The organism is Paenilisteria riparia FSL S10-1204, from assembly GCF_000525995.1.
GTDB classification, from domain to species: domain Bacteria; phylum Bacillota; class Bacilli; order Lactobacillales; family Listeriaceae; genus Listeria_A; species Listeria_A riparia.
In genome coordinates this window covers 158,721-171,910 of record NZ_AODL01000004.1, presented here as the reverse complement: position 1 = coordinate 171,910, position 13,190 = coordinate 158,721, and the positions used below count along the sequence as shown (strand labels likewise).

At 42.2% G+C, this 13,190-nt stretch carries 12 protein-coding genes and 1 pseudogene; all 13 read right to left on the bottom strand.

Going from position 1 to position 13,190, the window contains the following annotated elements:
• Position 1 precedes the first annotated feature (1 nt).
• Positions 2–1,075, bottom strand: coding sequence for a butyrate kinase (gene buk / locus PRIP_RS02880; RefSeq protein WP_173400766.1), 1,074 nt, complete (start codon positions 1,073–1,075; stop codon positions 2–4).
• Positions 1,076–1,217: 142 nt separating this feature from the next.
• Positions 1,218–2,093 (bottom strand): phosphate acyltransferase, encoded by an 876-nt coding sequence (locus tag PRIP_RS02875; RefSeq protein WP_052008690.1) that lies wholly within the window; start codon positions 2,091–2,093, stop codon positions 1,218–1,220.
• A gap of 149 nt (positions 2,094–2,242) precedes the next feature.
• Positions 2,243–3,940 (bottom strand): DNA repair protein RecN, encoded by a 1,698-nt coding sequence (gene recN, locus PRIP_RS02870; protein ID WP_036099349.1) that lies wholly within the window; start codon positions 3,938–3,940, stop codon positions 2,243–2,245.
• Positions 3,941–3,958: 18 nt separating this feature from the next.
• The gene (gene ahrC, locus PRIP_RS02865) at positions 3,959–4,408 is read right to left on the bottom strand and encodes a transcriptional regulator AhrC/ArgR (RefSeq protein ID WP_036085398.1); all 450 of its coding nucleotides are present in this window, start codon (positions 4,406–4,408) and stop codon (positions 3,959–3,961) included.
• A gap of 196 nt (positions 4,409–4,604) precedes the next feature.
• Entirely contained in the window at positions 4,605–5,420 is an 816-nt protein-coding gene (locus tag PRIP_RS02860; RefSeq protein ID WP_036099347.1) for a TlyA family RNA methyltransferase, read from the bottom strand.
• Between the two features lie 2 nt (positions 5,421–5,422).
• Positions 5,423–7,316, bottom strand: a pseudogene (gene dxs, locus PRIP_RS02855) (1-deoxy-D-xylulose-5-phosphate synthase).
• 187 nt (positions 7,317–7,503) lie between these two features.
• Positions 7,504–8,385, bottom strand: a complete 882-nt coding sequence (locus PRIP_RS02850) for a polyprenyl synthetase family protein (protein ID WP_036099345.1) — start codon at positions 8,383–8,385, stop codon at positions 7,504–7,506.
• Positions 8,382–8,615 (bottom strand): exodeoxyribonuclease VII small subunit, encoded by a 234-nt coding sequence (xseB, locus tag PRIP_RS02845; protein WP_036099343.1) that lies wholly within the window; start codon positions 8,613–8,615, stop codon positions 8,382–8,384. Before xseB ends, PRIP_RS02850 begins: the two co-directional genes overlap by 4 nt.
• Positions 8,616–8,617: 2 nt before the next feature.
• On the bottom strand, positions 8,618–9,958 hold the full coding sequence (gene xseA / locus PRIP_RS02840; RefSeq protein ID WP_036099341.1) for an exodeoxyribonuclease VII large subunit: 1,341 nt from the start codon (positions 9,956–9,958) through the stop codon (positions 8,618–8,620).
• An 18-nt stretch (positions 9,959–9,976) separates the two neighbouring features.
• Positions 9,977–10,843 (bottom strand): bifunctional methylenetetrahydrofolate dehydrogenase/methenyltetrahydrofolate cyclohydrolase FolD, encoded by an 867-nt coding sequence (gene folD / locus PRIP_RS02835; RefSeq protein ID WP_036099340.1) that lies wholly within the window; start codon positions 10,841–10,843, stop codon positions 9,977–9,979.
• A gap of 146 nt (positions 10,844–10,989) precedes the next feature.
• Positions 10,990–11,373 carry a transcription antitermination factor NusB gene (gene nusB / locus PRIP_RS02830; RefSeq protein WP_036099338.1) on the bottom strand — a complete coding sequence of 128 codons (384 nt, stop codon included), beginning with the start codon at positions 11,371–11,373 and terminating at the stop codon, positions 10,990–10,992.
• Positions 11,374–11,422: 49 nt separating this feature from the next.
• Positions 11,423–11,821 carry an Asp23/Gls24 family envelope stress response protein gene (locus PRIP_RS02825; RefSeq protein WP_036099336.1) on the bottom strand — a complete coding sequence of 133 codons (399 nt, stop codon included), beginning with the start codon at positions 11,819–11,821 and terminating at the stop codon, positions 11,423–11,425.
• Positions 11,822–11,833: 12 nt separating this feature from the next.
• Positions 11,834–13,189, bottom strand: coding sequence for an acetyl-CoA carboxylase biotin carboxylase subunit (gene accC, locus PRIP_RS02820; protein WP_036099334.1), 1,356 nt, complete (start codon positions 13,187–13,189; stop codon positions 11,834–11,836).
• Position 13,190 lies beyond the last annotated feature (1 nt).

Genomic DNA, 13,190 nt, shown 5'->3' with positions numbered 1-13,190 from the left:
TCTATTCCTCCCCAATATAAATTTGTGCCTCTTCTTGTTTTTGTAAAATTCGTTGAGCACCGTCGTTCAAAGCGGCCATTTCGTCTTCGCCTGGCTCGGTCATAATTGGTGCTATCCAATGAACGTACTGCGTGATTTCTTGAATAAATGCATCACTTCGGGCTAAACCACCAGTCAGGACAATCGCGTCAATCTGACCTTTTAACACGGCAGCATTGGCTCCGATTTCTTTTGCAACTTGGTATGCCATTGCTTCAAAAAGTGCTTTTGCTTCGGTATCCCCGTCTTTTATTTGGCGTTCGATGTCGCGCAGGTCATTAGTTCCTTTGTAAGAAACAAGACCGCCGCGCCCTACTAGTTCTGTATGTAATTGCTCTTTTGTTACGCCTTCGGAAAAAGCCCATGCTAGAAAACCAGCCATCGGTAAGGAACCGGAACGCTCAGGACTCATTGGACCGTCGCCATCAAGCGCATTGTTTACATCAATCACACGACCGCGACTATGCGAGCCAACAGAAATACCGCCGCCAAGATGGGCAACAATTAAATGCAGTTCTTCGTAGGCTCTTCCTAGTTTAGCTGCAACGTTTCGGGCCACTGCTTTCTGATTCAAGGCATGAAAAATGCTTTGGCGCTCGATATGGGCATTTCCAGAATATCTAGCGATTGGCGCCAGTTCATCAACGACAACGGGGTCAACGATAAAGGCTGGAATAGCGTAGTCATCCGCGATTTTTCGAGCTAGTAAACCGCCTAGATTCGACGCATGCTGCCCTGAAATACCAACTTCTAAGTCGCGTTGCATCGCATCATTGACTTCATAGGTACCGCCAGCCATTGGTCGAAGTAGACCACCGCGTCCGACAACTGCTGCTAAATGAGTGGTGTCCGTGCTTGCTAATGCTTCTTTTATGAGGTTATATCGAAATGAAAACTGCGCCATAATGGTTTCAAACGCTGCGATTTCTTCTCGCGAATGTGAGATTTCTTGCTTTAAAAGAACGATTTTCCCTTCGAATAAAGCGATTTTCGTAGATGTTGATCCTGGATTGATTGCCAAAACTTGAAATGCCACGTATTTCTCCTCCATGTGAATCAGATTTGCTGTTAAAATTCCTGTCAGATTGCTATCTCCTGCCTATTGTATCATGAGAGCATCACAAACTTAAAAAGCTTTGCACCCCAAGGCTTGAAATCGTTTTATTCAAAGTTTTGTATCATTTTCCGACCATTCCAACAGTTAATATTAATGAGGCAAGTTTGTTATCAACCGAATCGCTTCTGGATGCGATGATAACAGGAACTTTCACGCCTGCAATGAATCCACCAACTCGCGCACCTGCAAAAAACACAAGCGACTTATACAAAATATTTCCTGCTTCAATGGATGGCATGATTAGTATATCGGCGTCTCCCGCTACATTGTTATCGATGTTTTTATGTTGCGCGGCAGCTTTAGAAATCGCATTATCAAACGCTAACGGCCCTTCCACTTCAGCCTCATCACTTGCAAATGCTTTGAAATACGCCGCGACTTGTGCGGCTTGAACAGAAGAATGCATTTTTGGGCTTTCTTTTTCGACGGCGCTTAAAACAGCAACTTTTGGTTTGATGATGCCAAGTTTTTGCGCAGATGCAATGGCGTTTTGTGTAATTTGGATTTGTGTGTCTTCGTCCGGTGCAATATTCATGGCAACGTCAGACACGATTAGCGGCTTGTGATACGCTGGTATTTCGAAAACAGCGACATGCGATAGCAGTTCTTTATCGCGTAATTGGTATTCTTTTTTTAAGATCGTTTTGAGGATGAGAGCTGTTGGTAAATTGCCTTTCATCAAGATATCGGCTTGCTTCTTGGCTACAGCTTCTGTCGCTTTTTCCGCAGCTTCTTGGTCGGTTTTCGTAGCGATAACTTGTACATGTGGCGACTTAATCGTAATCAGTTCGGCACGTCCAAACAACAAGAAGTCGGCAAAATCATGTGCTAATGCTTGTTCCACCACTTCTAAAATGACAGCATCATCCGCACCAGCAATAGCAATTCGCGCTCGTTTCGCTATTTTTTTCAACTGGAAAATCGATTCTTCGGTCATACATAGGCCTCCTTATTTTCCGCATTTTTGCAGAAAAAAACCTACATCTCAAAAATTAGCACTTGTTTTTATGACCTGGTAATAAAAACTTACCTCATCATTGTAAGCAAATTTTGATAGAGATGCAAGCTATTTCATTCATTTTTAGTTTAGTTTTGTTTCGCTGATTTAATTTTGGTTGCTTGAGTTAGCATCTCGGTTGCATGTTGTTTCGTTACGTCTGTGACTTCGATTCCAGCAATCATTCGGCTAATTTCCTCCACTTTTTCATCACCAGACAGGGCGGTAACAGAGGTCATTGTGCGGTTGGCAGTCGTTGTTTTGGCAATGTAGAAATGATGATCGGCCATTGCGGCCACTTGTGGTAAATGGGAAATACATAGAACTTGAGAGCCGACAGCCACTGCGTAGATTTTTTCTGCGATAGCCTGGGCGACACGACCACTTACACCAGTGTCCACTTCGTCAAAAATAATCGACGTGATACCTTGATGACGCGAAAAGATGGTTTTTAGGGCTAACATCATCCGCGATAATTCACCACCAGATGCGATGCGTGACAAGGGTTTTAGTGGTTCGCCTGGGTTTGTACTCATGTAAAATGCGACTTTATCAATACCGTTTTCTGTGAATTCACTTTCTGGTATTGCAAAGTTTACTTGGAAAATCGCTTTTTCCATATACAGCTGATTTAATTCGTTTTTGATTTGTTTTTCAAGCTGTTTTGCGGCTTTTTGACGGATGGTTGTAAGCTTTTCGGCTAGTTTTTGCAATTCTTGTTTGGCGTTGTCTAGCTCTTTTTCTAGTTGACCAAGATGTGTTTCGCGATCAGATAGTTCTAAAATTTCTTGGTCGATTTCTTCATTGTAGTGAATGATAGCTTCAACCGTTTTGCCATATTTGCGTTTTAGCTGATTCAATTCATTGAGCCGGGATTCGATTGTGTCTAATTCGCCTGGTTGAAACTCCAATTTATCGAGTTCTTGGCGGATTTGCATAGCGCTTTCTTCTAATAAATAAAAACTAGAGGCCACAGATTCGCTCAATGTTTTAAATTCTGGCAGAATATCGCTAGCCGCACCGACGTAACGCATAGCCTCAGAAACAAACTCCAAGCCGCGCTCTTCCCCTTGTAATGCAGTATAGGCATTTTGTAAATTCTCATTGATTTTCTCAAAATTGGCTAACACATGTTTCTGCTCCATCAAGGATTCTTCTTCACCTAAACGTAAATCAGCATTCGTAATTTCATCTTGTTGAAAACGCAACATGTCTAAACGTTGTGCTAATTCTTGTTCGTTTTTTGTCCAGTTATGCCATTTCGCTTTCATTTCTTTGTACTCGGCGTATTTTGCTTTGTACTGTGATAATGTTGGCGCAATTTCTTTCCATGCAAAACGATCGAGCAACTGCAAATGGAATTCATCATTCATCAGTTCTTGATGTTCATGCTGGCTATGGATATCAATCAAACGAGAACCAATCTCACGAAGCACGCCCGTTGTTGCCAGTTTGCCGTTGATACGACATGTATTTTTGCCACTTTGGAAAAGCGTTCGTTCCAGGACAACCATGTGGTCACTTGCATCGATACCATTATTTTCTAACGCTTCCAAACAACCCTTATTCTGCGCATTAATCGTAAATAACCCTTGAATTTCTAATTTTTCTTCGCCATGCCTAATAAAATCAACAGAACCTCGGCCACCGACAAGAAGACCGAGCGCATCAATAATAATCGATTTTCCAGCGCCGGTCTCCCCCGTTAATACCGTCATACCTTCTTGAAAAGATAGATTTAAAGATTCGATGATAGCAAAATTTCTAATCGTTAATTCTTGTAACAAATCTATTCACCTCAAAACCTAGAGCATCTCAATAAAGCGCTCTGATAATACTTTCGCATCTTCTTCGCTACGACAAATAATTAAACACGTGTCGTCTCCGCACAAAGATCCAACTTTCTCATCCCAATTCAAATTATCGATGAGTGCACCTATCGCATTCGCATTTCCTGGCATTACTTTCAAAAGAACCATGAATTGCACCGTTTCCACACTGATGAAAGCATCTACGAGAGAGCGCTTTAACTTCTGATGTGGATTGAAGCGATTATCTGCTGGCAAGCTGTATTTATAGGTACCTGTTTGCGTTGGGACTTTGACTAAATGCAGTTCTTTAATATCACGTGAAATCGTGGCTTGAGTGACTTTGACATCTCTTTTTAGCAATAATTCAACAAGATCTTCTTGCGTTTCAATCTCATTTGATGTGACCAGTTCTCTAATAATAATATGACGATGACCTTTATTCATTATTTCTCACCTCACGAACTTTTTCTCTCTTACATCTTAGCCCAAAACGAGCATAAAGTCACGGATTTAACTTGAAAAAGTTTCACGGAAAGACTTATGCATGTGAAAATGACATATTAAGGCTTAGAAAAATGGCAAACTAGCTGAAAATACAAAAATACCGAGCCATCTAAATCAGACGACTCGGTATGCATAATTATTCTAATTTCGTATGAGCTTCCTGCACAAGTTCCGCCAATCGGGCTTCTGTGAGATGATTTTCGCTCTTATTATCCCATTTCAAATGAGCGATAAATTCGATGTTACCTTCTCCACCTGTAATCGGTGAAAAATCAATAGCTAGCACCGAATAGCCTTCTGCCAAAGCAAATGCCGTAATCTTTTCGATGACTTCTAAATGAACTTTAGCATCGCGAATAATGCCTTTTTTGCCAACTTGCTCTTTTCCAGCTTCGAATTGTGGTTTAATTAAGGTCATCACTTCTCCATCATGCACCAACACCGTTTTTAAAACAGGTAGAATCAGCTTTAAAGAAATAAACGATACATCAATGGTCGCAAAATCAGCCAAACCTTGATCGAAATCAGCTGGTGTCACATAGCGGAAATTCGTGCGTTCCATGACAGTCACACGAGGATCACTGCGTAATTTCCATGCCAGTTGGTTATAACCGACATCAAGGGCATACGAATGTTTCGCGCCATTTTGTAATGCGCAATCGGTGAACCCGCCAGTTGACGAGCCAATATCGAGCAATAATTTGTCTTTTACATCCAAATCGAATACTTGTAGTGCTTTTTCTAGTTTAAGGCCACCACGACTTACGTAAGGCATGACTTTTCCTTTCACTTGGAATTCTGATTCAACTGGGAACTTTTCACCAGGTTTATCGACGCGTTCTTCTTTCAAATAAACTAAACCTGCCATAACAGCGCGCTTTGCTTTTTCGCGTGTTTCGAATAAACCTTGTTCTACTAATAATACGTCTACACGTTCTTTTTTTATCGCCATTTTTACGCCCTTATCTGTTTTTCTGGTAATATTTTTTGGATAGTATTTAGAATACCTAGTGCTGAAATGCCGTGTTCCGCTAAAATCATGTCGACAGAACCATGGCTAATAAACTCATCTGGAAGACCGATGCGGCGAATAACCGCTTGATCGTAATCATTCTCTTCGGCAAATTCGAGTACCGCTGTACCAAATCCACCGGCTAGCAAGGATTCTTCCACCGTAATAATCGGAACGTTGCGTTTCATCAAATCGTGCAACATGGCTTCGTCTAATGGTTTGATAAAGCGAGCATTGATGACACCTGCTTGGATACCTTGTCGTTTCAGTTCCATTGCAGCTTCTATAGCCATCGGAATCGTCGTTCCAAATGTCAGAATCGCCACATCAACTGGCGTACTCAATGTTTCCCAAGAGCCAATTGGTATAGCTTTCATTTCATCGTCAATCTTGACACCAAGCCCGTTGCCACGCGGATAACGAATCGCAATCGGCCCATCATCGTAATCATGTCCTGTTTTCACTAAATGACGCGCCTCATTCTCATCTTTTGGCATCATAATCGTCATATTCGGAATCCCACGCAAAAAGCCAATATCAAAAATTCCTTGATGCGTTTCACCGTCTGCGCCAACAAGTCCAGCGCGATCAATCCCAATAAATACATTCAATTCTTGTCTACAAATATCATGTACAACTTGATCATACGCCCGTTGTAAAAAGGTCGAATAAATCGCCAAAAATGGTTTCATATCAAGCGCTGCTAGCCCAGCCGCCATCGTAGTCGCATGCTGTTCCGCAATACCAACATCAAAAAAGCGATCTGGAAACGCCGCTGCGAATTTCTCTAATTTAGAACCTACTGGCATCGCTGGGGTAATCGCCACAACGCGTTCATCCTTTTGTGCTAGCTCTAAAACGGCATCGCTAATCACTGCGCTCCACGCTGGAGGACCGCCAACTGGTTTGATGAAGTCGCCAGTTTCGATTTTGTATGGTCCTGTGCCATGCCAAGTACCAGTACGATCAGACTCGGCAGGTTGATAGCCCTTACCTTTTGTCGTGACAACGTGCATTAATACTGGGCCTTTCACTTTTTTTTGCAAATTCCATATTTGTAATTAAATCGTGATAATCATGGCCATTCACTGGGCCAAGATACGTGTAACCCATTTCTTCAAAGAATGTGCCCTGTACGAGTAAGTACTTGATGCTATCTTTAATTCGTTCCGCCGCGCCTGCAATTTTGTCACCAGCCGTCGGAATGCGTTTCATTGCTGCTTCAATATCTTTTTTTGCACGCTTAAATTTTCCTGATGTGCGTAATTTGCCGAGAACGTTATGCATCGCACCAACATTCGGAGCAATCGACATATTATTATCATTTAAAACTACAATTACATTTTTCTTCATATCGCCAATGTGGTTTAGCGCTTCTAATGCCATACCACCTGTTAGTGCGCCATCTCCAATAATCGGCAATACATGATATTTCTCGCGACGAATATCTCTTGCAATCGCCATCCCCGCTGCTGCTGATAACGAAGTAGAACTATGTCCTGTCTCCCAAACATCGTGCACTGATTCCTTCCGTTTTGGAAAACCGTCTAAGCCATCATGTTGCCGTAATGTATCAAATCTATTTGCTCTACCAGTTAAAATCTTGTGCACATAAGACTGATGCCCAACATCCCACAAAAACTTATCCTCCGGGCTATTAAAGCAATGGTGAAGTGCTACCGTAAGCTCAACAACACCAAGGTTTGGTCCGATGTGTCCACCTGTTTTGGACGTCGATTGAATTAGGAATTCGCGAATATCCGCACTGAGCGCTTCCATTTGCGCCACGTTCAAGTCTTTAACGAACGCAGGATCCTTAATTTCCAATAAATCCAAACAAAACAACTCACTTTCTAGGATTTCTCCATCAATATCGTGTGCAGTAGCTCACTTAACCGCTACTGTAATGTATTCATTGTTTCCATTATAAACTAGATGCGGGGAATTTACTATATAAAACTGTTCGTGCGCGTTTCCACAAAAAGAAATCCCGACTTTCAAAAAAGCCAGGATTTCCAACCTATTAAAATTCGCGAACAGCGATGAGTTCCGTTAGCCCCAGCAAATACGTTGCATCAATATCTAGGTTTGCCAAGGCTTGCTCTGCTTTTTCTGTATGCTCTGTGAGTGCTTTTTTAGCGCCTTCTAATGTGAGCAAGGCTGGGTATGTACTCTTGTGTAGGTCGATGTCCGAACCAGTCTTCTTGCCCATTTTTTCTGAGTCACCGATAACATCCAGAATATCATCACAAATCTGAAAAGCGATTCCGATATGATGGGAAAATTCCCGTAAAATGTCTTGTTCTTGTTCGGAAGCACCCGCAATTATTGCCCCACTAAGTACTGAAGCAGTTAACAATGCGCCCGTTTTCCGACGATGAATCGATTCTAGTTCTTCCAATGTCAGCTTCTGATTCTCGCCTAAAATATCAGCTTGCTGCCCGCCAACCATGCCATCCGCGCCAGCACTTGTTGCGAAAAGTTGGACCAATTCGACTTTCACCGTCGCGGCTAATTGGTCATCCATCACGATTAACTCAAAAGCCTTCGTCAACAACGCATCTCCTGCCAAAATCGCCGTTGCATCCCCGTACACCTTATGATTTGTCAGTTTGCCACGTCGATAATCGTCATTATCCATCGCAGGCAAATCATCATGAATCAGGCTGTATGTATGAATCATTTCCATCGCTGCCGCAGTCTGATAACCGAGCACAGGCTCACTTCCAAACGCAACTAATGTGGCTAAAACAAGTAATGGCCGAATTCGCTTGCCTCCAGCTTCTAACGAATAAATCATCGACTGCTCGAGTTTCTGCTCTGCTTCCGTGGCTACAATCGCTTGTGCCATACAATGTTCAATTTCCTGCTTATAATGTTCCATAAACTGTTCAAATGTCATCATGATTTACCTTCTTCTGCCTGAAATGGCACTTCTTCATCGGATTCCGTCACAACTTTAGCGAGCTTATCCTCAGCAGCTGCCAATTTCTCTTGGCATAGTTTCGTCAGCTCAATACCGCGCTGATACATTTCTAGCGAGTCTTCAAGCGACACATTGCCTTCTTCCAGCGCTTGCACAATACCCTCTAGCTCTTTCATTGCTTCCTCATAGCTTACTTTTTTTGTTGCCATCTTTATTTATCCTCCTTTTCTGTGATTTTTGCGTGTAGTTTGCCTTCTGCCATCGTTATTTGTACGGTATCCCCAACGGCTACTTTCGCGCTTGACGTGAGGATATCATCTTCTTTATAAACAACGCTATATCCACGGTTTAACAAGGCGAGTGGGCTTAAATGTTCTAATGCTTCCACCTTTTGTAAAAAATCGCGACGCAAGGTGGTGAGTTGTAGTTTCATTTGACGATGCAGTTGTCTTGTCACGCTCGTTAAATGTTCTTGATGCTTCACAATTTCACGGTCTAAACCCAGATGCGTCAGCCTAAAAGCCACTCGTTCAAAAGCATGTTGCTTCAAAATGAGATGTTGCTTGAGCCCACGTTCTAAACGCTCGATAAAATAATCCGTTCGTTCCTGGTATTGCTCCATTTGGCGCTTTGGACCGTGCATGATTAGGCGTTCCTGTTGTTGTAAAACGTGTTGTTTCGACACATCAATTCGTTGCCGCGTTGCTTGAATCAAGCGAAAACGTCTTTCTGCTACGCGCTCTAATAAATCACGATAATCCGGAACCGCCAATTCAGCTGCAGCAGTAGGTGTTGCTGCTCTAACATCCGCCGCATAATCTGTCAATGTTGTATCTGTTTCATGTCCAACCGCGGAAATAACCGGAATATCTGAATCCGCGACTGCCCGCACGACCATTTCTTCGTTAAACGCCCACAAATCCTCAATCGAACCACCGCCACGACCAACTATCAACACATCAATATCATTTCGAAAATTCGCACGTTCAATGTTTCGCACTATATTTGGTGCCGCCGTGTCCCCTTGCACAATCGTCGGGAAAAGCAAAATCTCTGTAGCTGGCATCCGTCTTTGAATTGTCGTAATCATATCACGAATGGCAGCACCAGTTTTAGATGTCACAATCCCCACTTTGACAGGAAAAGAAGGAAGCGCTCGTTTGCGATTTTGCGCAAAAAGCCCCTCCTTATCTAACTGATTCTTTAATTGTTCAAGCTTGATGTATAGGCTCCCGATACCATCTGGCTCCATCCACTCCACATAAAGCTGATAACGTCCACCTTTACTAAAAACGCTCACACGGCCAGTCAACAGGACCTGCATCCCGTCTTCTGGCTTAAATGCAAGCTTGGTTGCGGACTTCTGGAACATGACACAACGCAATTCTGCGCCCTCATCTTTTAATGTGAAGTACATATGGCCACTGACTGGCTGCTTGAAATTCGAAATTTCGCCTTTCACGTAAATATTTTTTAAATACGGATCGACTTCGAATTTCTTTTCAATATATTTCGTTAGTGCCTCGACACTGAGGTATTTATCTTGTTCCATCGTCACACAACCTTGTCTTTATTTCGTTTGTAGTTGTTTATCCCAAATACGTTTCGCCGCTTTTAGTGTGTTAGCGAGCAACATCGTAATCGTCATTGGGCCAACGCCACCAGGAACCGGCGTGATGTAACCCGCTGTATCTTTGACGTCATCAAAATCAACGTCACCACATAATTTATTATTTTCATCACGATCCATACCAACATCAATAACAACTGCTCCAGGCTTAATTGCATCTTTCTTAATGAATTTCGCAAGACCCGTCGCCACCACTAAAATATCGGCTTCTCGAGCTACTGCCGGCAAGTCTTTCGTACGACTATGCGCGATTGTCACGGTTGCATTTTCTTGTAAAAGTAACTGTGCAACTGGTTTACCAACGATATTACTACGGCCAATAACGACTGCGTGCTTGCCTTCTATCGCTGTTCCTGTAGATTTAATCAATTCAATAATCCCAGCAGGCGTACATGGTACAAATGCCTCTTTACCAACGTATAAATTACCAACATTGATTGGATGAAAACCGTCCACGTCTTTTTCTGGAATAATGGTGTCAATGACTTTATCTTCCGAAATATGCTTTGGAAGTGGTAATTGTACTAAAATGCCATGGATTGTAGCGTCATTATTCAAATCTTCTACTGTCTCTAATAATTTCGCTTCAGAAACGTCTTCTGGTAGCTCGATTAGAACAGACTTCATCCCTGCTTCTTCAGTGCGCTTTTGCTTATTTCTGACATATGTACGACTTGCCTGATTGTCGCCAACAAGTACAACCGCAAGACCTGGTTGCAGATTTTGTTTTGCGAGTTCGGCTACCTCATGTGTTACGTCTTCCTGAATTTTCTTCGCCAGCTGTTTACCATCAATAATTTGTCCCATCAAAAAAGCCCCCTTGAATTTTATCTGAAACCAGCTCAAAGCGCGAGGCTCTGAGCGGATAACATGACATTTGAAGTGAAACTGTTCTTGCACTAAACAAGAATTTGGAAATTAAAAATGACACTGCGTAAAAAAATGTTACGTAATTATTCGTCTTTAGCAATGTTAGCGAGTACACCATTGATGAACTTGCTAGACTTCTCGTCGCTAAAAATTTTCGCGATTTCTAATGATTCATTTAAACTAACTCGGTCTGGAATATCTTCACAATAAAGCATTTCAAAAACGCTGACACGTAATATCGCAAGGTCTACTTTATTTAGTCGATCCATGCTCCAGTTATCTAAATTTGCTTCGATTTGCGCGTCAATGTCTACTTTATTGGCAACGACACCTTCTACTAACTTCTGCAAGTAGGCATCGCTTTCTTCCTCCATTACATTGGCTATCGCTTGGTCCAAATGCATCTCGTTTAATTCCATTTGAAACAATATTTGGAGAGCTTTTTCACGGGCTTCTCGTCTTTTCATTAAGAGCTCTACTCCTTACTTACTGCAATGAGGAATTCCCCATTCGTTATTATATTTCTAATTCGTCAAATGATAAGGTTTCTTGGCGCTCGAATTGTACACCAACGATATGGATGTTAACTTCGATGACTTCAAGTCCAGTCATATTTAGAATTGTTTCGCGAATGCTATCTTGAATGTTTTGTGCTAACAGTGGAATCGTTGCACCAAATTGAATGTAACAGTATACATCGATAATAATACCATCTTCTGTTAAATCAATTTTCACACCTTTACGATGATTCACTGCACCGCCAAGACGTTCACGCATCTCATTTGTAAAACTGCCTTGCATTCCCGCCACGTTTTCTACTTCGGTTGCGGCAAGTCCAGCAATCACGCCAATAACTTCTGGTGCAATTTCAATTTTCCCTAGTGTTTCCTCGTTCTTATTTTTCGTTTGTGCCATGACCATCTCTCCTTACGATTGATTCATTACATCATACTTTTCAAGGAATTTCGTGTTAAAGTCTCCCGATTTGAAAACTTCGTGATCTAATACGCGTAAATGGAAAGGAATCGTTGTTGGTATCCCTTCAATAGCAAATTCACCAAGCGCGCGTTTCATTTTCGTAACAGCTTCTTCACGCGTTTCACCATAACAAATCACTTTTGCGACCATGGAATCATAGTATGGTGGGATTTTGTAGTTCGGGTAAGCCGCAGAATCAATGCGCACACCATTACCACCAGGTGGTAAGTAGAACTTGATTTCACCAGGTGCTGGCATGAAGTTCTTCTCTGGGTTCTCGGCATTAATACGACACTCAATCGCCCAGCCTGTTAGCTTCACATCGTCTTGTTTGATTGCTAAGGGCTCACCAGATGCAACGAGGATTTGTTGCTTCACAATATCAATGCCTGTAATCCACTCTGTCACGGGATGTTCCACTTGCACACGTGTGTTCATTTCCATAAAATAAAACGATTTCTCATGTGGCTCGTAAATGAATTCGATTGTTCCAGCGCCAGAATATTTCACGGCTTTTGCAGCTTTGACTGCAGCTTTCCCCATTTTTTGACGCATTTTTTCATCAAGTGCTGGAGATGGCGCTTCTTCAATTAATTTCTGCAAACGGCGTTGGATAGAGCAATCACGTTCACCTAGATGAATCGCATTACCATAGTTATCGGCTAAAACTTGGATTTCGACATGGCGGAAATCTTGAATAAACTTCTCGATATAAACACCAGGATCGCCAAATGCTGTTTCCGCTTCTTGTTGCGTGATTTGCAAGCCTGAAACTAGTTTTTCTTCGTCCTCTGCGACACGGATACCTTTACCACCACCACCAGCTGTTGCTTTAATGATGACTGGATAGCCGATTTTCTTAGCTAATTTCTTTGCTTCTTCTACATCTTTAATGATACCTGTAGAACCTGGAACAACTGGTACGCCAGCTTTTTTCATTGTTTCACGAGCGACGTCTTTTGTTCCCATTTGCGAAATCGCGTTCGCACTTGGCCCAATAAAAATAATATTGCAATCTTGACATAGCTCTGCAAAATCAGCGTTCTCCGCTAAGAAACCGTAACCTGGATGAATTGCGTCACAGTTTGTTAAAATCGCGACACTGATAATATTCGACATGTTTAAATAACTCTCTTTAGATGACGCGGGACCCACACAGTATGCTTCGTCTGCGAGTTGGATATGTAAGCTCTCAGCATCTGCTTCAGAATAAATTGCAACGGTTTCTATGTCCATCTCTTTTGCTGCACGGATAATACGAACGGCAATTTCTCCTCGATTCGCAATCAGTATTTTTTTTATCATG